This window comes from Ruegeria arenilitoris (assembly GCF_013035425.1).
Classification (GTDB): domain Bacteria; phylum Pseudomonadota; class Alphaproteobacteria; order Rhodobacterales; family Rhodobacteraceae; genus Ruegeria; species Ruegeria arenilitoris_A.
The window spans coordinates 476,018-495,644 of record NZ_WQHX01000003.1 but is presented as its reverse complement, the minus strand read 5'-3'; the positions used below and the strand labels follow the sequence as shown (position 1 = coordinate 495,644).

The following is a 19,627-nucleotide window of genomic DNA, read 5'->3' as shown; positions in this document are numbered from 1 at the left end:
TGTGCAATTTGACAATGACACCAAGGCTTGTGCCGCTCTGGTACATCGCGCCGATCCCGACCGTTTCATGGCAGCAATGGCCGCCCCTGTAGCAGCGCGCTCCGTGCTATTTCCAATTTATGCTTTGAACGTGGAAGTCGCCCGCGCTCCGTGGGTGACGCAAGAGGCGATGATAGCAGAAATGCGTCTGCAATGGTGGCGGGATGCGTTGCGCGAGATAGCCGAAGGTCCAAGCGTACGAAGGCATGAGGTGGTTACACCTTTGTCACGAGTCCTTTCACCACACCTCGCGGAAAAACTGGACGAGTATGTCGCTGTAAGACGTTGGGATATATATCGGGATCCGTTTGAGGATGATGCGCATTTTGACGCGTACATCGATCACAGCGCGGGAACATTGATGGTCGTTTCCGCCCAAACGTTGGGCCCTGCAGACGAAAAAGTTTTGCGAGACTATGGTTATGCCGTTGGGGTTGCTAACTGGCTTCGTGCTATCCCTGAACTTGAGGCGCGTGGGCGAATTCCGTTGTTGGACGGAACCACTGACGGAGTCAGGGCTTTGGCAAAAAAGGGGTTAGAAAAACTAAGAAAGGCTAGGGCGGCACGAACTGCGATATCTGACTCTGCACGGCCAGCTTTGAATGCAGGTTGGCAAGCCGACTGGGTGCTCCGTCGGGCCTTTACCAAACCGCAAGTGGTTGCCGATGGCGGCTTGTCGCAAAGTGAGGCACGACGAAGGTTGTCCTTGATAAGACTTACATTAACAGGCCGATGGTAGAGTCGATCAGGCCGTCCTCGCACTTGAAGGCTTGAGTACGAGCCAGAGCAATGCTGCTCCGGCAAGGGTTAGCAATGGGATCATAGCCAGATTTACGGCCGTCCAACCCTCGATAGGCGATCCGCCTGAACAGTTCATCAACCCGCCCGACGCCAGTGAAGCGAACGTGACGCCCCCAAAAACCAGCAGGTCGTTTAACCCCTGCATCCGGCCGCGCTCATGCTCCGAGTGGGAATCAGCAAGCATGCTGGTGGCTCCAATGAACCCGAAGTTCCATCCAACGCCCAATAGGATGAGCGCAGCAAAGAAATTGCCCAACTCGACGCCCTGAAGTGCTACTGCACCCGCGCCAGCTAGAATGGCAAGGCCTAAAGCCATAACTTTCTCTACACCGAAGCGCGCGATCAGGTGGCCGGTAAAGAAACTGGGAATATACATGGCCAGTACGTGAGAAGAGACGATATCGGCGGCATTACCAGCAGTATATCCGCAGCCAACAACAGCCAAAGGAGTCGATGTCATTACAAGGTTCATCAATGCGTAAGAGACCATTGCGCAGATCACCGCCACCGCGATGCGCGGTGTTTTCAGAAGTTCAATTCTGCTGCGCCCCCTCGGCGCATTTGGTGCTGGTTGGTCTGGTGTCGGAATGTCGAGAAAGAAGAACAGAACTGCGCCAAATGCATTTATAGCAATCACGGCAACATATGTTCCCAGAAAAGGGATGACGTATGATTCAGAAGTCAACTTTACAATTTGAGGGCCTACCAACGCCGCCAAAAGACCACCAGCCATGACATAAGAAATTGCCTTGGGTCTAAAGGCGTCCGAAGCGGTATCGGCCGCGGCGAAGCGATAAAACCCGTGTGCGCTCATATAAATTCCGGTGAACAGGCTTCCCAACAAGAAAACTGGAAACGAGCCCAGATAAAGGCCGTATGCGCCGATCCCACCTCCGCAAGCGCCAGCAGTTGCCCCAATCAGGAATCCCGCCCGGCGTCCCCATCTTTGCATTATTGCCGAGATAGGAGTAGCTGCGAGCATCGAACCGAGAACAATGAGCGATATTGGCAATGTGGCCAAACAGGCATTGGTGGCCAGTGACTGCCCGGCCAACCCACCCACAATAAAGACCATTGGCATTTGGGCGCCAAGAACGGCCTGTGCAGCCACCAAAACCGTTACGTTGCGTTTGGCTTGATCATCGTTAGGGGGAGAGGTGGTAGTCATGCTCATGTGCCAATGCGTATCTGCGAAATCTGGCAGGCACAAGCCGCTTGCATCTGCGACACGGTGCCCTAACGTGCGTCGCAATTATTGGAGAATTGAAGCATGTCTGTCGGGCGAATAATCGAGACGCCGGATTGTGTCGCTGAGGGAGCCGATTGGCTGGCTGCAGCCTGTCCCCGCATGGCCTACGCCATGCGGCAAACAGGGCCATTGCCGCTTCGTCGTCGTCCTGATGGGTTCGCAGAATTGCTTAGCGCGATCGTAAGCCAACAGGTCAGCGTGGCCTCTGCAAATGCGATCTGGAAAAGGTTGCAGGACGCCAAGTTAACTGGGCCGCGCAAGATTATGTGGGCCACGGACGAAGACTTGCGAGCAGCAGGGTTGAGCCGACAAAAGATTCGATATGCTAAGGCTTTGGCGGAAGCCAATATAGATTTTAAGGCTTTGAGAAATGCGTCGGATGACGAGGTTGTCGATATACTTACCCAAGTGTCAGGCATAGGTGTTTGGACCGCCGAAATATATGCCATGTTCTCCTTAGGTCGTGCGGACGTTATTGCTCCGGGAGATCTGGCTTTGCAAGAAGCCGCCCGCATCCTTTATGACCTACCGGAAAGACCAAAGGATAAAGAGCTACGTAAAATGGCCGAAGCGTGGTCTCCGTGGCGGTCGGTTGCGGCGAGGGTTCTGTGGGCCTATTACCGAGTAGCCAAGAGCAGGGAAGGGATCAGATGACCAGGGTATTGAACGCGCTCAGAAAAGAGCCTGTTTCGGGCGACACTCGATCGGTTGTGGTGTTCGTGCATGGATATGGCGCGAATGGGGCCGATCTGCTGGGTTTGGCCGATGTTCTGGGAGAGCATCTACCGGAAACCATGTTCGTGGCCCCTGACGCGCCAGAACAAATCCCTGGTATGCCCAACGGGTATCAATGGTTTCCAATCCCATGGATTGATGGGTCATCAGAAGAAGAAGCGCGACGCGGCATGGATATGGCCGTTGATGACTTCAATGCATTTCTTGATGCGTTGATGGTGGACGAGGATGTGCTTCCAGAACAAGTTGTCCTGTTCGGGTTTTCGCAAGGGACAATGCTAAGCTTGCATGCCGCGCCTCGGCGAGAAGATCCTGTGGCCGGTATAGTGGCTTTCTCTGGCCGCTTATTGGAACCTGACATGCTGACCGACGAAGTCGCCAGCCGCATGCCAGTCTTGTTGATACATGGAGATATTGATGACGTGGTGCCGCCTCAATCCCTTCCGGAAGCTGCCGAAGCATTGCAAAGCGCAGGATTCAAAGAAGTTTACGCTCATGTGATGAAGGGTACCGGGCACGGTATTGCCCCTGATGGCCTAAGCGTGGCGCTGGCATTTATGCGCGACAAGCTCAGCTTGTAATGATAGCGATCCGTCCGATGATGTCAGAAGATCTGGCAGAGGCTCGCGGCGTTTGGAACAGGAACATCGTCTCAGGCAAAACGACGGCATATGAAGCCCCATTATCAATCGCGATGTCTCTAAAATTTTGTATTTGCGGATCAACTACTGTTTCTTGCCGAGCGGCGTTGGATGAGCGTGTGACCTTTGTTGGTTTTCAATGGCTAGGCGTTCCGTTGCGCGGCGGCAAACCCTTAGATCGGAAATCCAATCGATTCAAACTAAAGAAGGACAGGCAATGTTGATTGTAACCGGCGTAGTTGAAGTTGACCCAGACGGCATTGAAAATGCGAAAGCAGCAGTAAAGGAAATGGTTAGCGAAACCGTTAAAGAACCCGGTTGTATCCTCTATGAGTTCAGCCAGATTTTAGGACAGGACAATCGCTTTCGTGTATACGAGGAATGGCAGGACCAAGCAGCGCTGGACGAACATTTTGCCACGCAGCATATGCAGAATTTTCGCAAGGCTTTGAGTGAGGTGGGAGTGATCTCAAGGGAGATCTATCGCGTTGTTGGTGGAGAAAAACTGCCGCTGTAACGAGAATTAATTTCTTTACCGCTTTGGACGACGGTCGCGCTTTCTTACGCCTTGAATGGGTGACGCCTCTGGCGCCGGCAGAGTTTCCCAAGAGCCGGATTCCAACCCGTCAATTGTCCAATTGCCGATCCTCGAACGGATCAGTCGCAGGGTCGGGTGCCCAACTGCCGCGGTCATGCGCCGTACCTGCCGATTGCGTCCTTCACGCAATGTCAGTTCGATCCAGCAATCAGGTATTGACTTGCGCACACGAATTGGCGGTGTGCGCGGCCACAAACCGTCAGGCTCTTCAATCAAGCGAGCTTTAGCAGGGCGGGTAATCCCATCTTTCAACTCGACCCCGTTTCGTAATGCTATTAACGCGGCCGTGTCTGGTATGCCTTCGACTTGAACCCAATAGGTTTTTGACATCTTATGCTTGGGGTCTGAAATCTGCGCCTGAAGCCGTCCGTTGTCGGTTAATAGAATTAACCCTTCGCTGTCTCGGTCAAGCCGTCCGGCGGGGTACACGCCGGGAAGATCGATGAAATCAGAAAGTGTCTGGCGCGGTAGGCCCGCATTGGCGCGGTCCGTGAACTGAGGCAGAACGTCGAATGGTTTATTGAAACGGATGAACCAGGACATGATCTTCGCCATAGCCTGCGTTGAACCGGCTTGCAACCTGTGGATAACTGTCATGTTGGTGTTAGGGATTCGTCTTAACCAGTAACCGAGATGTTGTGGAAACTCAGGGCTTGTCAGAGTTTTAACACGATATATAGTTGAGAAAAGGCTGGGGCGGGTGTTCCCCGCTCTGACGTCTAAAACGGGCAGTACAGAGCGAGGAGCGATTCTGTTATGGACGGAGACTTCAGGACCGAATTTGTCAGGGAACCCGGCGCGCTCAGGCATCATCCGGCATTGGTTCTGAATGCAGACTACCGTCCACTATCCTATTACCCATTATCACTTTGGCCCTGGCAGGAGGCGATTAAAGCAGCTTGGCTGGACCGTGTTGATATTGTGGCCGAGTATGACGAAGTAGTCCGCAGCCCCAGTACCGAGATACGAATACCCTCGGTGGTAGTTCTAAAAGACTACGTAAAACCCAGAAAGCGCGTGGCCTTCACGCGCTTTAATTTATTTCTAAGGGACGAATTCAAATGCCAGTATTGCGGCAGCAGGGGTGAATTAACCTTTGACCATGTGGTTCCGCGTGCAGCAGGAGGGGTGACCAGTTGGCAGAACGTTGTGGCGGCCTGTAGCCCCTGTAACCTGCGTAAGGGATCTAAATCGTTGCGTCAGGCTGGAATGTCGCTCAACAGACCTCCTAGGCAGCCAGATGCCGAAGCATTACGGAATATTGGACGCAAATTCCCACCAAACCATTTGCACGAAAGCTGGATCGACTTCCTTTACTGGGATGCCGAACTGGATCAATTGTAAAGTCTATCGGGCTCGCCACGCTGCGATCCAAATCAATGCTAGTCCGGCGGATGTAACCGCGTTCCAACCAGCCATTGACAACCCCAAAAATTCCCAAGGAATCTCATCGCACCTCACCAGTGGCGCGTTCATGATTTGATCAAACAAATCCTGCTGTGACAGCGCTCCTACGTCTCCTGAAGTGCACGTGGATGGGCCTTGCCATAAACCCTGTTCAACTCCAGCATGGAAAATTCCTATCCCGGCGGTAGTCAGCGCGGCCAAAGCGCCCAAAAGGTAGGTCAAACTCAAACTGGGGACGGCGAAAGCGAGGACACCCAGAAGGACCGCAGCGCCATGCGGATAACGCTGCCAGATGCACATTTTGCAAGGTGACAATTCACCAATATATTGAAAACCCCAAGCAGCCAAAAGAAGAATGGCCGAACCACCGGAGGCTAATATCACCAGTATTCTTCTGCGACTCATAGATATTTCACCAAAATGAACCCACCGATCAAAAGCCCAATGAAAAGTGTAAAGACTAATCCAAGCCGCTTTTCGATGAAATCGCGTATGGGTTCGCCAAATTTCCATAACAGACCCGCGACGATAAAAAATCGCAACGCGCGCGCAAGTATAGAGGTCGCAATGAATGTGCCCAAAGGCATTCCTGTCCAGCCGGACATGATCGTAATAACCTTGTAGGGAAATGGAGTGACGCCAGCTGTTAATACAGCCCAGAAACCGAAATCATTAAAGCGGTTGTTGAACTCCTCCACGGCCTCAGCTTTGCCCATGGATTCAAGGATAGGCTGACCAATGCTTTCATAAAAAAATGCGCCAATTGCATAGCCAAGAAGACCACCGAGTACAGAAGCAACTAGTGCGACCGAGGCGATTAACCACGCGCGGGAGGGACGCGCCAGAACCATGGGAATCATCAGAACATCTGGTGGGATCGGAAAGAATGAGCTTTCGATAAAAGCAACGATTGCTAATGCCCAAAGGGCATGCGGATGTTCGGCCAGACGAATGGTCCAGTCATAAAGCGATCGCAACATAAGAATTAGAATTCCATAACCAACTTGGTGCAAGCCAAACCACGCACTTGCGAAACCGTCAACCTGCAGAGGAAAAACAATCTGCACATGGTTGATTTTTGCCTCTGGACCTTCCGGATTATGAAGGATAATCCAGTGTTCGTGGCCCAAGTGGCGGAATGGTAGACGCAGGGGATTCAAAATCCCCCGCCTTCACGGGCGTGAGAGTTCGAGTCTCTCCTTGGGCACCACTGATTTTTCTACCAAAATCCCAATAAAACATGGCGCTTAGGGCTTAACGCCCGGCGCGTCATGGGATTTACACCCCCCGACCAGTGACCCCCCACGACCCGTCGTGACCCCTGCAGTATCATGCCTCAACAGTGACTCATCAGTGACCCGCCCTTGTGGGGGCGGTGTGAATCACTATGTTTGGGGGGTGGCCCGGCGGCGTTGGAACCGCCAGCCGGGCGCGACATAACCGTCACTGCTTAAGGACAACGGCCATGCCACAACTTAAATCGGATACCCGCGCCCAAGTTGCAAGCCTCATCGAAAAGGCCATCGCACTGGGTCCGCGCAAGGAGCTGCGCACGACGCTGCTGCGCGCCCTTGAGATCGCCACCGGCGACGCACCCAAGGAACTGACGCAACTCCACTACGACCGCCTGGGGCGCGGCGCGCGGCTCACAGATCCGCAGCGCCCCGGCCTGATGATGAAGTCCAGCAAGACGGGCCTCAAGCGCTGGACGTACCGCGTACAGGCGGAAGGCAAACAGCGCGAGATCACCCTCGGCCACTACCCCGAGATGTCGGTCGCCGAGGCGCGTGAGAAATGGGCCGACATGCGCGCCCAGCGCAGTGGCGGCGAAACGTTGGACAACATGACGGACACCACCGTCGAACAACTGGTCGATCACTACACCACGTGGGCCAGCGAGAACCTGCGTTCATGGCAGGCCAACGACCGCCTGTTGCGGCAACACCTGCTGCCGGGCCGTGAGGCCATCACACTGGCCGAACTGGACATCGACCATCTGAGCGCCCCGATCACAGCTATTCAGGCCAAGACACCCCAGCAGGCGCGCAAGTTGCGTTCAGCCATCTCAGGCGTCCTCGCACAGGCGCGCAAGGCCGGCCTGCTGCCCAAGGGCTTCGGCATCACCCCCACCATGCTGCCCGAGGTGGACAGCGCCAAGGCGCGCACGTGGCACCCCGGCACCAAGGACCTGCGCGCCTTCCTCGCCGCAACCGCCGATATGGGCGACATCGGGCAGGCCCTGCGCCTCATTGCCCTGACGGGTACACGCCTGCGGGAGGCGGTCGAGATGCGCTGGGACGAGGTCGAGGGCAACCGCTGGACCATCCCGGCGGAGCGCATGAAGGCGAAAAGGCCCCACGTGGTCATACTGTCTGACGCGGCGATGGCTGTTCTGGACGCCCGGCGCGGCACCGACAGCCCGTTCGTGTTCCCCGCCGTCAACGACCCCCAGCGCACCCGCAGCGCGGACAATGTGAGCCACGCATGGGCGGATAAACGCGGCGAGGCGGGCCTGCCCAGCGCGTTCACGATCCACACCCTGCGCAAGGCTCTGGCGACGTGGGTGGCCGAGAGTGGTGGCACACGTGACATCCGCGACCGCCTGACGGCCCACACGCTCGCGACGGGCGTGGACGCCCACTACAACCAAGCGGAACTGACAGCGCCCGCCGCGGAGTGGTGGCAGCGCTGGGCGGATCACCTCGCCGTGATCGAAGGTCAGAACGTGTGCTGATCGGGGAGGGCCGGGCATGAGTGAGAAAAAGTCCCTCATTTATTCGGAAATGGAACTGGACCCTCAACATGAGTATTTTGTCCACTTGTATGAGGTGCCATTGGACGATGAGGAAGCGCTGCGCGAAGCCGTTGAGGCGATGCAGTTGAACCTCTACGAGATGACAGAAAAGGCTGTACAGCCGCAGCGCGCGTCGGCTCAGGCAGCGCGACGCAAGGCGGAGAATTTTGCCGCGCTCTGCGCAGTTGTCGACGCCCCGGAAAGGGCTGGTTGGCTGGAGAAAGACTTGCTGGACGCCGCCGCTGAGCAGGCCGTTTTATCAGTGCGGATGCAGGAGCGCCTGACCCGATACATACGGGCGCGGCGGCGGGGTGCGGCCCCCGAAACAGCGGTCTGGGTCAGTGAGAAGGGAAACTGGCGCAAGTTCATGGCAGTCCTGAAAGACCTACCCAAATAAAAAACGGCGCTACCGCGGAAGCGCCGTTTTATATTGTTGCTGAGCGCGATTTCGTGCGTAGCCTTCGGTGTCATCACTCGAACCGAGAGGTGACACATGAAAAAGAAAACAGGCCGACGCGGTGTTCCTGATCGCGAAGCCGCATACCCACTCCACCCAATGCCGGATTGTACGGTCCTCGAAGCGGCGGCGCTGATGCGTTGCTCGCCCAGCACAGTGTATCGCCTGATCAATGCCGGGGAGATCGACGCATATAAGCGCGGCGATCGGACGCTGATCGACGGCGAGAGTATTTTGGCCCTCAAAGAACGCAACCGCATCAAGCCGGGCGAATTCCCGGAGGCGGTGGCCTGATGACCGGTCGCCGCAAGACACCACCCCGACCGACAGAGAGAGACATCCTCGTCCGCATTGAATGCGCCCAGCGCCTGGGCTGCGCCGTGGCTGTCCACTCGGTGCAGGAAGAAAACGGACTCCGCAAGGTCGCGACAAAGCACGGCCTCCCGATCCCGGCGTTCAAGCATCGAATTTTGGAGGAAACGTAAAGAACGCCGCTCCAGCGGGACGGCGCTCACAAAAAAAAAAAAAATCAAATGGTCTGCCAGCGACCATTCGGATCCCACCGAATATTTAGCACGGGCAGACCCTCCGACCAAGAGGGCTGTAATGCAGTTCCACCGATCATGAATGACCATCGCTACAAACGCGCCCTGCGCGATCTGGCCGAACGGTTCGGCTGCGATCTCGTGGCCAGCACACGCGGCTATCGCTTCGAGAGGGGTCTGCGCGCCGTGGCTGCGTCGCGGAAACCCCGAAGGCGTCGGCAGCACCTCGAGACGCTGGAGCGGGTGCCACGGCTGGGCGAGACCCGAGAACTGGCCCGCGCTGTTGACGAGGCGCTGGGCGAGTTGAGCGCCGAGATAAATGCGGTTCTGAGGGGCGAGAAGTAACCCGATCAGTAACCGGTGGGCTTCAAGCCGCACAAAAACAGACAGAAGCGGAGGATCTGAGATCCCCCGGCCATAATTAGGAGACGGAAATGGCCCCTAAAGACATCGAGACGACAACCAACGCGCACGAGAGCCTGCGTGGCCGCTGTGAGGGCGATCAGAATGGTCCCGATGCGCTCGTCGTAATGCGTTGCACAGGAGGCAAAGCCGCGAACAAGGTCTTTGACGTCGTGGACGGTAAGGTCATCAAGCAGGCCGCAGCGAACGCGCCTCACTACAGGGGCCTGCAAATTCCGGTGCCGGATCAGGCGGCGATGGTGGAGGTGCTGGAGATAGTTGGGCGCGACCCGCAGGCCTGCCTCTGTGTGGGCCGATTTGTGGATGCGCCAGTGGGTCCATTTGACATCCTGAGTGCCAAGGCCATCGAGAAAGCAGGCGGCACGGGAGCGGGTTGGCATCAGCTTGATGATGGCCTGGCAATTAGCCGCGCGAAGGCCAACATGCGGCCCTCGTCGTGGCTGTTGTTCGATCGAGACTTTACCGATGATCAGCCCGAAGAGCTGACCTTTCACGACACCGAGGAATGGTGGAAGGCAATGTGTCGGATCGCACCGGGTTTGGAGGGCGTTGGACGTATTGACTTGCCCTCCTCATCGTCGCGCCTGATTGATGACGAAACGGGCGAGGCAGTGTTCACGTCGCCATCCAGCCACCATTACGTGCAGATGAAGGATCCCGACGACCTGCCGCGCTTTGGCGCGGCACTCCTCGCTCAGGCCATGCTGAGGGGCGTCGGCTTCAGGCGGCGGTGGGGCGATCATGCGCGGAGTTGGTCGATTTATGACCCAACCACGCTTTCGTGGGAGAGGGTCAGCTTCGATGGCGCGCCAGTGTCGAATGTGGAAGGCACGCACATAGGGCCGCCTTGCGTCGTGATCGGTGCCAAGGGTGGGCGCTTTGACAGCAGGACGGTTGAAACGCCAGAGGGCGAGGAGCGCACGACCTTGGCGCGAGACCACAGCCTGACGATTACCACCCGCGAAAACAAAGCCGGGCTGCGGGTTAGCGTCTTGGAAGATAACGACGCCCTCGCGCTGTCATCCAGCGTGACAGTCCAACTGCAAGGCAGGGAGGTGACGCACACACTGACGGATTTGTGGCTGAAATTAGCGGGCATGGATCCAGACACCAAGTTGCGGGCGCAATCACCCTTCAGGCCATCCGACAGTTGGGCGGCGCTGCTGCGCCTCGACAAGAGCGGGTCGCCGTTCGTGTATGACGTCGGGCCTCATGTGTTGTTTCGCCTGCGCAACGGCGATCGGGCTGGCCTCCCCGTGGCTGTGTTTCTTGCCGAAGCCCAGCGCCTGAAGGATGCGATCCGCGACGACGGCACTGGGCGAGAAAAAGCCTTTCGCCTAATCCAAGCCACTGCCTACGCCCTGGGCAGGCATGAAATGGAAGAGACCGACGAAGAGTGGACGCAACTCCTCAACCTGGCTGCTGGCGTCTTGAGCGGCGGCAAGCGAGATCACCGCGCCAAGATCAAGATGTGGGTAAAGCGAGCCTCTGCCCAGGTACGTGGGCGGGAGGCGGTCCAGAGCGACGGCTTGCCCATGCTGCATGACGCGCTGCATGACATAAACCAACGGCATGGCGTGGCAATGTTTGGCGGCAAGACGGCTATCGTTACTGAACGTCAGGATGAATTGGGAAACTGGCAGATGTCGCTCATCTCACCCAGTGACCTGAGAACGTACATGGCCAACCAGTATGCCATCGAGTTGACGCAAGATGGCCCACGGCGGGTGGAGATCCTGCCCAGATGGATGAGTTGGCCTCAGCGCAATACGTTTGATGCGGTCCAGTTCAAGCCAAGGGCGTCAGTACGCGAACATGGGCGCACCATCCAGCAGGGCGGAATTTACAACATGTGGCAAGGCTACTTGGCTGAGCCATTCGACCCTGAGGGGGATCAGGAGGTGGGTGATGCGTTGGAAACGATCCTCGACCACTTCTTTCAGGTTTGGGCCGATGACGATTTGGAGAAGTACGAGTACCAGTTGGATTGGATAGCCACAGCCATTCAGTTTCCCGAACGGACCAACCTGCCAGTGTTGGTGCTGAAGTCCATTGAAGGAACCGGCAAGGGCATGGTCGTTGACGGCCTGCTCATGCCGATCTTTGGTGTCCACGGAATGGTCGTCAGCAGGACGGAAGATCTGACGGGACGCTTCACCGGCCACCTGGGCCTGAACGTGCTGTTGAGCATGAATGAGGCGCTGTGGGGCGGTCAGAAGAAGGAGACGGGCGCGTACAAGGCCGTCATCACCGATGAAATGCGCGGGATGGAATTGAAGTACAAGGATCGGATCCAAGTCCCGAACTACACCAAGGTCATAATGTCATCGAACGATGTTTGGTTTGCGCCCCTTGGCCTGCAAGACCGGCGGCATGTCGTGTTTGAATGCTCCGCTAAGTTTGTGGGTGACGTGGAGTATTTCAAACGGCTGAGGCGGGCGATCGAAAAAGCCCGCGGTGCCTTCCTGCACATGATGCTGAACCGGGAGGTCGACGCGGATGAAATTCGCAAGCCGCCAAAGTGGAAATCCGAGGCGGCCGTGACGGCCACGTTCAAGTCATCCGACAACGTCGCAGCCTGGCTGTACTCATTCCTGAGCAGCGGTCAGACGTTCACGGATGTCCACAGCAGCAGCGGATACTACGCGGTGGACGCGGCCACGGGTGGCCTGCGGACGGATGCCAACTTGAACCGGGTTTACGTGGAACTATCACCCAATGAGCCTGTGCGCCTGCCTGTGGCCGTCATCCACGCGGCGTATTCGAAGTGGGTGCATGACCATCGCGTTCACGAGAAACCCTCAAGCAATGAAGCATTCTGGGCCAGCGTGGATGCCCTGCTCGGCGACGCAGTGTCGAAGCCAAAGACGATGCGCCTAGGCGGAGCTTCAAATCCAACGCGCGGCAGGAACTTCGAGGCACTGCCCAAGCTGAGGGCCGCGTTCCAGGAAAGTGTCGCTCAACCCCTCATCTGGGAGGAAACTGACGATGACGCCTAAAAGCCGCGCACTCACGCGGCCCTGTGATGCGGTGTGCCGGCTTGGCCCGGCAACCCGTCACCGATTTTTCTCTTACTTTCTAAACTCTTATTCTATTTGTAACGACTGTAACGAGGTAACGGGTAGTAATATAGAAATAAAAGAGGATGTGTGTTTTGGATTTATAGGGAGTAAAAAAGAAAGTGTTTCCTGTGAAAGTTTTTTGTCGTTTTTGGGCGTTACGGCGTTACACTCGTCTAAGTTGTTGTTTATAAAGGATTACTACCCATTACACGCCCGATACACCCCGCTACAGGCGATACACACCCAGAAACGGGTGCGCGCATGAACCGGCACGAGCGCAGAAAGGCCGCATCCAAGGCCCGCAGGAAAGGCGTCACGACGGTCGAGATCACGCCGCTCCTCGGCGAGGTTCTCAGCCTCAACCCGCACGGTCTGGAGGTCCTCGTCCAGAACCTCCGGTCCATTGAGACGGGCGAGCGCGACTGCATGACCTGCGGCGCGCCGTGGACCGAGGATCGGTTGCCCGTCCTGATGGCCCGCGTCCTGCCGGGCCGGAAACCCAAACACGTCATCGTCGGCGCCGCCTGCCAGTACTGCAGCGACCGCCTCGGCATCGAGGGGGTGGGCCGGGCAGTGGCGGACTATCTCGGCCTTGGTGTCGACTTCGTCACCCACTACGACCACGGAGGATCAGTCCAATGAACCGGCCCATTCTCACTCTGAGCATCCCCAAGCGCGACCTGCGACCCAAGGCCGTCCATGAAGCGTGAGAAATTAACCTAAGCACTCGTCGTCGCGGATCGTTTGGCTACTGCGCTGGGCGACCGGTAGTGGGTTGACTATTGCGGCGCCTATACGGGCTCTCCGGGGGACAAAGGTAGGTCTCTGGGCTGGGTTTTGTCAGACTAGAGAAATTTCCGAAAATGCCCCCCCACCTGAAAAGATCGCTGGGGCCAGTGGAGCTAGGCCTCCCCACAGCCCGTCACCCCTTCCTAAAAGTTTTTTCGATTTTTTTTTTTTTTTTTTTCGAATAAACAACCTCAGACAACGGCAGGCTGATCGCTCTCGCGTCTCCAAGAGCTGCCATTCATCTGAAGTTCAGTAGATTGACGTGTCGGCAAAGAAGCCACATCCGCACAATAATCCAAAATGAGGCCCAACTGATGCCAAATCTCTGTGGTGACTTCGCGATGCAGAGGTCAACTCTGCAACCTCCCTGTTGGACTGGCCGGCGCGTTTGCGCCGGTCTTTTTCTTCTCAGTCACGTGCCCTCAAAGTCGACGTATTTCTTAAGGCCACTTTGGGCTCGGTGTGGTCATTCGCTGAATTGCCGCGAGCGACCGCAATGCGGACTAAGCAGACCTTAGCAAGTCGATATTGAATGGTGGCTTTGTCATGCAGGCCGGCGCTGTCTCGGCTACTCGTATTGTACAATCACCGACAGAAAGTCTTCGTCACTTGTTACAACTGTATGGTGACCCTTGCCGTACTTGTCTTCCATATGCCAAACGTCGCCTGGCCCAATATCCCTGTAGTCGCCATCGCTCGCGGTCACTCGTACCGCGCCAGAAAGACAAATGAGCTTTTGAGCGACAGGTGTAGGATGAATTGGTTGATCCCAACCTTTCTTAAGCCTCAAAAACATGGTTTGCGTAGCCGCCTCGGGCTTTGAAATCTCGATTGCTTTTGCAGGCGGTGCGAATGTTTGCTCCTCAAGTTCAACTTCGATGTCTTTCCAATGGCTTTCGCCTTGGGCGTCTGAGTACAACTTTTTGAATTTCACTTTATTGCCCTTCCTATTTGAATTGCCTTAAATCAACACCGGACATTGTGACGAAAAGCAGCAAATCTCAATTTGGGCTCCGATGCTGACGATCGCCTGAATAGCGAGCGAACGCGCATAAGAATTTGCAATCCCATTGTTAGTGAATTGAGTGTTCTAAGACAAACCGAATGACACGAGCCTCCGGCTGTAACAAGATGGTGGCGGAGGTGTACGTCATGGCGGATGTTTTCGACCGCATTGCAGATTGGCTGCAAAAACTGGCTTTTTTTGATGCTGATCTTGGTGGACTAGTCGAGCAGTTAAGTAACAGGCTGATCGATGGTGGCGTGCCGGTCACGCGTGTTTCCTTGGGCCGCCTGATGATGCACCCTGTAATCGGATTGCTCGATGCAACGTGGGATGCCTCGAACCATCGTATTGAATGGACTGTTCTTCCACGCAGCTCAGTAACGGCTGATCTCTTCGACAAAGCACCCTTCGGAGAGAATTCGAAATTGGCAAATGAGATCGCGAAACAACACTTTAACAAGAAAGTATGGGAGTTGGCGGACGGACTTGCGAACGGAACAATCCAGTTTCCTTTCATGCGAGCAAATCTGACTGACCAAGCGACCCGTGACAAATTTCCGCTATTTCGAAAACTCGCTGAAGCAGGTGTCACCGATTACGTCGTATTCAGTGCACCATTCGGCAATCGTACTGTTGTCTTTGACGGAGAGATTGAGTGGGCTTTGGGCGCATCTGTTTCTTTTGCTACAAAGCGTCGTACTGGTTTCACGGACCGTGAGGTAGATGGTCTGTCGCGGCTATCTTTACCTTTGCTTGGTGCAGCGCGTGTATTGACGGAGCAGTTCTTGGCAGCTGAGTTGATGGAGGTCTATCTTGGCAAGGCGTCCGGTCGATCCGTACTTAACGGTCAAATAGCCCGAGGAGATGTCAGCAGAATTAACTGTGCTCTCTTGTTCAGTGATATGCGCGGCTCTACAGCTTTGAGCCAGCGCTTGTCATCGGAAAAATATGTCGCAACCGTTAACCAATTCTTCGATTGTGTCGGTGGGGCGGTACACGATCACGGGGGAGAAATTCTCAAGTTCGTTGGCGATGGGTTGCTTGCGATCTTTCCCTTTGATGGTCAACGAAGGCTACCCGAAGACATGTGCGAAGCAGCCCTTTCCGCGGCGCGCGAAGCGTTTCAGAGGAATGAAGAACTTGATCCATCAGACCGTGCTGAATTTGGCGTTGGGTTGCACACGGGCGCGGCTGTCTACGGCAATGTTGGCACTGAGAAGCGCTTGGATTTTACGGTAACTGGCACATCAGTCGCGATTGTCAGCAGGTTAGAGGGCCTGACGCGAAAACTGGAGGGGCGGCTTTTAGCAACGGGCGATTTTGTGAACTTGGTATCTGAAGAGCCGCAAAAATTGGGGGCGCATTCTTTGCGCGGTTTTGATGAAGACTTAGAGGTCTTTTCTTACGAAACTACCACGTAACACTCAATTGCATTAGGCTTTTGGCAAACATTCGTTTTGGCGCGTATTGAGGCGGCGGCACTAGAATGACAACGGTCTGCTTTTGGGCTCGAAGCACTCATTCGCAGCGCTAGCCGAATTGTCTGCTCTGCGGACGAATCTGACATTCGTTGCCAAGCAGAACTGCTTGAGCGTTTGAATAACTTCTCCACAAATAATGACACCTAAGTTGCGAGCAATTTTGAACGGTATCAAATTTCGGCGACGCGCAGTCAGTGGACCCTATTGACTCAGATCAACGCCATAGCTCTCATTCACACCAGAATGCTGGAATGCAAATTCGGGCCTTTGCGTTCCGAAGGTTTTTGCTGTCGGCATTTGACGGGAGGGAATTATGTACGTTTTACCTACACGGACAACCACGTTCTTAAGTTTAGCGCTATTAGCGGTACCTGTGGCAGCACATTCTAACGACTGGAACTTCGAGGCCACGCTTTATCTGTTCATGCCTGAAACAGAAACATCACTAGATACTTCACAAGGCAACATTGACGCCACGCTTAGTTTTTCAGACGCGCTCAGCAACCTAGATTTTGCTTTTATGGGTACAATCGCGGCCAGCAACGGTCGATGGAGCTTGCTAGCTGACTACAACTATACCGACATTTCGTTCGGAGACGACACTCCGGGCCCTGCCTTCTCTGGATTAGACACGTCACTCAAGACACAGTTTCTGAGCGGTTACTTGGGTTACCGTGTCTATGAAGATCCGACGGTACAGGTAGACATTGCCGGAGGTTTCAGGTGGTTTAGTACAGAAACCCAGTTCACGCTTTCACCCGGAGCTCTGCCAGGGCGTACAACCACTGTAGACGCGGACTGGACAGACCCCGTTATCGGAGCCCGCGCTCGATTTGAACTATCAGATAGGTGGACCGGCACTGCGTTTCTGGACTATGGCGGCTTCAGCAGCGACAGCGAGACCTGGCAGGTATTGCTGACCGCGGATTACTCAATAAACGACAGATGGATGATTAGAGGCGGATACCGTTACATCACGTTCGACCACGAGATCAACGGCAACGACTTTACATTCAGTCAGTCTGGGCCAGTCATCGGTGCGACATACCGCTTTTGATTAGTAGTGTTTTAGCGGGTGCTAGTTAAACGATGGCGTCTTTTCAAAGTGGTTCAGGTTTTCTGAGCATCGCTTAGTTGTCCTTGGTCAGCTTTTCCTTGGCAGCATTCAATGCTTTTGCAGATGTGAGTATTGACAGGTCGGTGCTTCCAATTGCGCACCCACCCGCGAAGAGCTTTGTGGAACTGGACGTGCGCAACACTGAGCCACCCGAACTTTTTGCGGTGACGCCCCCCGAAGGTGCTCCAAATGTTTTGATAGCACTGGTCGACGACTTGGGCTTTGCTCGCACGTCTACGTTCGGTGGACCGGTGACGACACCGACATTCGATCAACTCGCCGCGGAAGGAGTGCGTTTCGTAGATTTTCACACTACGGAGGATTATTCACCAACGGCTCCAAAAGTAGCGGACAGTCTTGTGACTTACTTTGGTGCTACGGTCGTGCAGCAGGTCTTCCACGTTTCGAAGCGAAACAGGAAAACAAATATACAGCATCACGGCTAGACGAATTACTCGGGAATGGTTTTGAAATACTCAGATGTCGATCATTTTTTCATGCGCCAAAGCCACGGGAAACCCCGCCTGCTTCAAGATAAGTTCTTCCGACAAGGCCTGGCGCTCAATTGTCAGAAAACTGAATCGTTAATGTCTGATCGGCTTCAAGAGACAAGCTGACTCCAGTCTCTATCACGCGCGCTACAATCGTCACACACTTGGAATTGACAAGCTGCACGTCATTCCGCCCAATTCCAGGCAGGAATCCACCAACTACACCTTGGTAGTGACCTATGAAGTCTTCCAGAGAATCTAGTCCGTAAACATCCCCAGTAATATAGCCGGTTCTGACCCCAGTTTCCCCAAACTTTATTCCACGAGCAGAAAAGGAGAACTCCTGACCATTACTGAGTGTAAGAACTCCCTCCCCCCAACGATATCCGACAAAAAACGACTGAGTTTGTCCGTCAAAGGTAAATGACGCAGTTTTTTCAAGATTTTCTGAGCACTTCGGTGGAGAGGCTTGAGCAAAAGCGGGTGCAGCGAATTGAAACTGAATGCAAACTGTCATCGCCGCCAAGGACGCCATTTTTGCCAACAATAGTTCTTTACACAGCATTATGCGCTCCGGTGCAGTTTCAAATTTTAATTCAGGTATAGTGAGTTTTAGTTTTGGCCGCCTGTCAATATTTTGATGGCGCCGTCAACGCCGACGCCAATGGTTTGTCCAACGGTCAAATTCGGACGATTATCGACGCTGCTCCCTTCCTTAAGGGCGTCGCCAAGAAGTTTCACTACTTCAGGTGAATCTTTGTACTTAGCGTGCGAATAGGTACTTTCGTCATCAACCTCACTTAAATCAATCGCAATTACTCCCAACCTGTCCAATTCTGTCGCCGGAACTTGCCCAAGACGTTTGATGCCTCCGGCTACTCTGCGGCTGGCTTTGAGCGCCTTATCGTCAGATGCAACCAATACCACCATATTGTATCTGCCGGTCGGAAAGCTTCTTACTTGAGACAAAAAAACATCCCAATCGATATCTGGTGCAGCCAGCACAACGTTTCTTACTTTTTGCGTTGGGTTCAAACCCGTAGTGATTGCTGCCTGACGCGCTGCCTCCATAACGAGCAAAGTACCCATGGAGTGAGCAACGACATCGTAGCTATCAATGCTCGGTAACTGCAGAACGGAAAACATGCTCGTCAGGTGATCTCGTGCAGCGAGAACACTGTTGATATCATAAACATACTTCAAAGTCTGTCCGCTCGACGCCCAGGAAAACAGTAACGGTACGCCGTCGTATCCGGAGTCTTCGACAAACTGCGAAATCTGAAGTATCGCAGAAGACATATCTGTGTTGTAGCCGTGTACGAAGAGCAAAATCTTTCGATCTTCAATTGCCCTAGAATTGAGATAGTTCGAAAGCGCATCTTGAAATTGCGATGTTTGAACAAAGCGCTCAGGTTGGCCGATTACAAAGTGTTGTCTGGGATCCGGTGGCAATTGTTTGGGCAATTCAATTTGACCCGGCTTATGCCCAGGCGGGACAAATACATCTACTGATGCAAAGCCAAGATTTTGGCTACGCTGGCCGGAAAAAAGCTCTCCCGGAACATCCGATGCCATCCTAGACGTCGCAATAAAAATTCGATGTTGACTTAAATCTGGTACTTCGGCGACTGGGACGCTCGTCTCAACGCCCACAAGGTTTTTAGGACCAGAGCAGGATGCAAGGAACAAGAATAAAATTCCGAACAAGACGAAGCGGGCGGCAACTTCCCTGGATGCGCTGAAACAGATGATAAAGAACCTGTATTGAACCAAGGTTAGGTCCTCAAATTAGTAGAATGCTGAACTCCCGAACCTTTATATCGCGGAGCGTTTCTTCGTCTATCTTATTGATTGCAAGGCATTCGCCTAATGCGATCATATAGTATTCTTATATGGTGTAACATTGGATGTTTTGCTTAGAGTTGGGCAGCCATGTCTGATTCATCCAAGTTCGTTTTGGATGCTTCAAGGCCCTCACTTTGTTTGCATTCG

General features: G+C 54.5%; 20 protein-coding genes, 1 tRNA gene and 2 pseudogenes. 15 read left to right on the top strand and 8 right to left on the bottom strand.

Features of this window, described 5'->3' with window-relative positions:
* Position 1 precedes the first annotated feature (1 nt).
* Entirely contained in the window at positions 2-778 is a 777-nt protein-coding gene (locus GOV45_RS11505) for a squalene/phytoene synthase family protein (protein WP_170477573.1), read from the top strand.
* A gap of 6 nt (positions 779-784) precedes the next feature.
* Here the strand turns inward: GOV45_RS11505 and GOV45_RS11500 are convergent, their stop codons facing one another.
* Positions 785-2,014: an MFS transporter gene (locus GOV45_RS11500; RefSeq protein ID WP_437436519.1), complete on the bottom strand. Its 1,230-nt coding sequence runs from the start codon at positions 2,012-2,014 to the stop codon at positions 785-787.
* A 96-nt stretch (positions 2,015-2,110) separates the two neighbouring features.
* Between GOV45_RS11500 and GOV45_RS11495 the strand changes: the two genes are divergently transcribed.
* The 3 genes from GOV45_RS11495 (at position 2,111) to GOV45_RS11485 (ending at position 3,982) form a co-directional block, all read left to right on the top strand.
* Positions 2,111-2,743, top strand: coding sequence for a DNA-3-methyladenine glycosylase family protein (locus GOV45_RS11495; protein ID WP_170477566.1), 633 nt, complete (start codon positions 2,111-2,113; stop codon positions 2,741-2,743).
* A complete protein-coding gene (locus tag GOV45_RS11490; RefSeq protein ID WP_170477563.1) occupies positions 2,740-3,405 on the top strand; it encodes an alpha/beta hydrolase in 666 nt (221 codons plus the stop codon). The genes GOV45_RS11495 and GOV45_RS11490 overlap by 4 nt, the downstream gene beginning before the upstream one ends.
* A 277-nt stretch (positions 3,406-3,682) precedes the next feature.
* Positions 3,683-3,982, top strand: coding sequence for a putative quinol monooxygenase (locus GOV45_RS11485; RefSeq protein ID WP_170477560.1), 300 nt, complete (start codon positions 3,683-3,685; stop codon positions 3,980-3,982).
* 15 nt (positions 3,983-3,997) lie between these two features.
* On the opposite strand, the gene GOV45_RS11480 is transcribed toward GOV45_RS11485, so the two are convergent.
* Positions 3,998-4,606: a pseudouridine synthase gene (locus GOV45_RS11480; RefSeq protein WP_170477557.1), complete on the bottom strand. Its 609-nt coding sequence runs from the start codon at positions 4,604-4,606 to the stop codon at positions 3,998-4,000.
* A 213-nt stretch (positions 4,607-4,819) separates the two neighbouring features.
* Here GOV45_RS11480 and GOV45_RS11475 point away from each other — a divergent pair, with 213 nt between their 5' ends.
* On the top strand, positions 4,820-5,407 hold the full coding sequence (locus tag GOV45_RS11475) for an HNH endonuclease (RefSeq protein ID WP_170477554.1): 588 nt from the start codon (positions 4,820-4,822) through the stop codon (positions 5,405-5,407).
* Between the two features lie 3 nt (positions 5,408-5,410).
* Here the strand turns inward: GOV45_RS11475 and GOV45_RS11470 are convergent, their stop codons facing one another.
* The gene (locus GOV45_RS11470) at positions 5,411-5,875 is read right to left on the bottom strand and encodes a disulfide bond formation protein B (protein ID WP_170477552.1); all 465 of its coding nucleotides are present in this window, start codon (positions 5,873-5,875) and stop codon (positions 5,411-5,413) included.
* A complete protein-coding gene (locus GOV45_RS11465) occupies positions 5,872-6,450 on the bottom strand; it encodes a YqaA family protein (protein WP_170478118.1) in 579 nt (192 codons plus the stop codon). The genes GOV45_RS11470 and GOV45_RS11465 overlap by 4 nt, the downstream gene beginning before the upstream one ends.
* Positions 6,451-6,594: 144 nt before the next feature.
* Here GOV45_RS11465 and GOV45_RS11460 point away from each other — a divergent pair.
* From GOV45_RS11460 to GOV45_RS11430, 7 genes are all read left to right on the top strand, one after another.
* Positions 6,595-6,680, top strand: a tRNA-Leu gene (locus GOV45_RS11460).
* A gap of 255 nt (positions 6,681-6,935) precedes the next feature.
* The gene (locus GOV45_RS11455; RefSeq protein ID WP_170477550.1) at positions 6,936-8,204 is read left to right on the top strand and encodes a tyrosine-type recombinase/integrase; all 1,269 of its coding nucleotides are present in this window, start codon (positions 6,936-6,938) and stop codon (positions 8,202-8,204) included.
* 16 nt (positions 8,205-8,220) lie between these two features.
* Entirely contained in the window at positions 8,221-8,661 is a 441-nt protein-coding gene (locus GOV45_RS11450; RefSeq protein ID WP_170477548.1) for a hypothetical protein, read from the top strand.
* 96 nt (positions 8,662-8,757) lie between these two features.
* Positions 8,758-9,015, top strand: a complete 258-nt coding sequence (locus GOV45_RS11445) for a helix-turn-helix domain-containing protein (RefSeq protein WP_170477546.1) — start codon at positions 8,758-8,760, stop codon at positions 9,013-9,015.
* 329 nt (positions 9,016-9,344) lie between these two features.
* Positions 9,345-9,611: a hypothetical protein gene (locus GOV45_RS11440; RefSeq protein ID WP_170477544.1), complete on the top strand. Its 267-nt coding sequence runs from the start codon at positions 9,345-9,347 to the stop codon at positions 9,609-9,611.
* Between the two features lie 89 nt (positions 9,612-9,700).
* Positions 9,701-12,688, top strand: coding sequence for a DUF5906 domain-containing protein (locus GOV45_RS11435; protein WP_170477542.1), 2,988 nt, complete (start codon positions 9,701-9,703; stop codon positions 12,686-12,688).
* Between the two features lie 324 nt (positions 12,689-13,012).
* Positions 13,013-13,393, top strand: coding sequence for a hypothetical protein (locus GOV45_RS11430; RefSeq protein ID WP_170477540.1), 381 nt, complete (start codon positions 13,013-13,015; stop codon positions 13,391-13,393).
* Between the two features lie 715 nt (positions 13,394-14,108).
* On the opposite strand, the gene GOV45_RS11425 is transcribed toward GOV45_RS11430, so the two are convergent.
* Entirely contained in the window at positions 14,109-14,474 is a 366-nt protein-coding gene (locus GOV45_RS11425; RefSeq protein WP_170477538.1) for a cupin, read from the bottom strand.
* Positions 14,475-14,644: 170 nt separating this feature from the next.
* On the opposite strand from GOV45_RS11425, the gene GOV45_RS11420 reads away from it, so the two are divergent.
* From GOV45_RS11420 to GOV45_RS23620, 3 genes and pseudogenes are all read left to right on the top strand, one after another.
* The gene (locus GOV45_RS11420; RefSeq protein WP_170477535.1) at positions 14,645-15,967 is read left to right on the top strand and encodes an adenylate/guanylate cyclase domain-containing protein; all 1,323 of its coding nucleotides are present in this window, start codon (positions 14,645-14,647) and stop codon (positions 15,965-15,967) included.
* A gap of 373 nt (positions 15,968-16,340) precedes the next feature.
* Positions 16,341-17,084, top strand: a complete 744-nt coding sequence (locus tag GOV45_RS11415) for an outer membrane beta-barrel protein (protein WP_170477532.1) — start codon at positions 16,341-16,343, stop codon at positions 17,082-17,084.
* Between the two features lie 125 nt (positions 17,085-17,209).
* Positions 17,210-17,455 (top strand): annotated as a pseudogene (locus GOV45_RS23620) (arylsulfatase); the annotation flags it as partial.
* Between the two features lie 18 nt (positions 17,456-17,473).
* On the opposite strand, the pseudogene GOV45_RS23615 reads toward GOV45_RS23620, so the two are convergent.
* The 3 genes and pseudogenes from GOV45_RS23615 to GOV45_RS11400 form a co-directional block, all read right to left on the bottom strand.
* Positions 17,474-17,607 (bottom strand): annotated as a pseudogene (locus tag GOV45_RS23615) (IS6 family transposase); the annotation flags it as partial.
* A gap of 98 nt (positions 17,608-17,705) precedes the next feature.
* Entirely contained in the window at positions 17,706-18,161 is a 456-nt protein-coding gene (locus GOV45_RS11405) for a hypothetical protein (protein WP_170477526.1), read from the bottom strand.
* Positions 18,162-18,247: 86 nt separating this feature from the next.
* On the bottom strand, positions 18,248-19,210 hold the full coding sequence (locus GOV45_RS11400; protein ID WP_170477524.1) for an alpha/beta hydrolase: 963 nt from the start codon (positions 19,208-19,210) through the stop codon (positions 18,248-18,250).
* Positions 19,211-19,627: the final 417 nt, after the last annotated feature.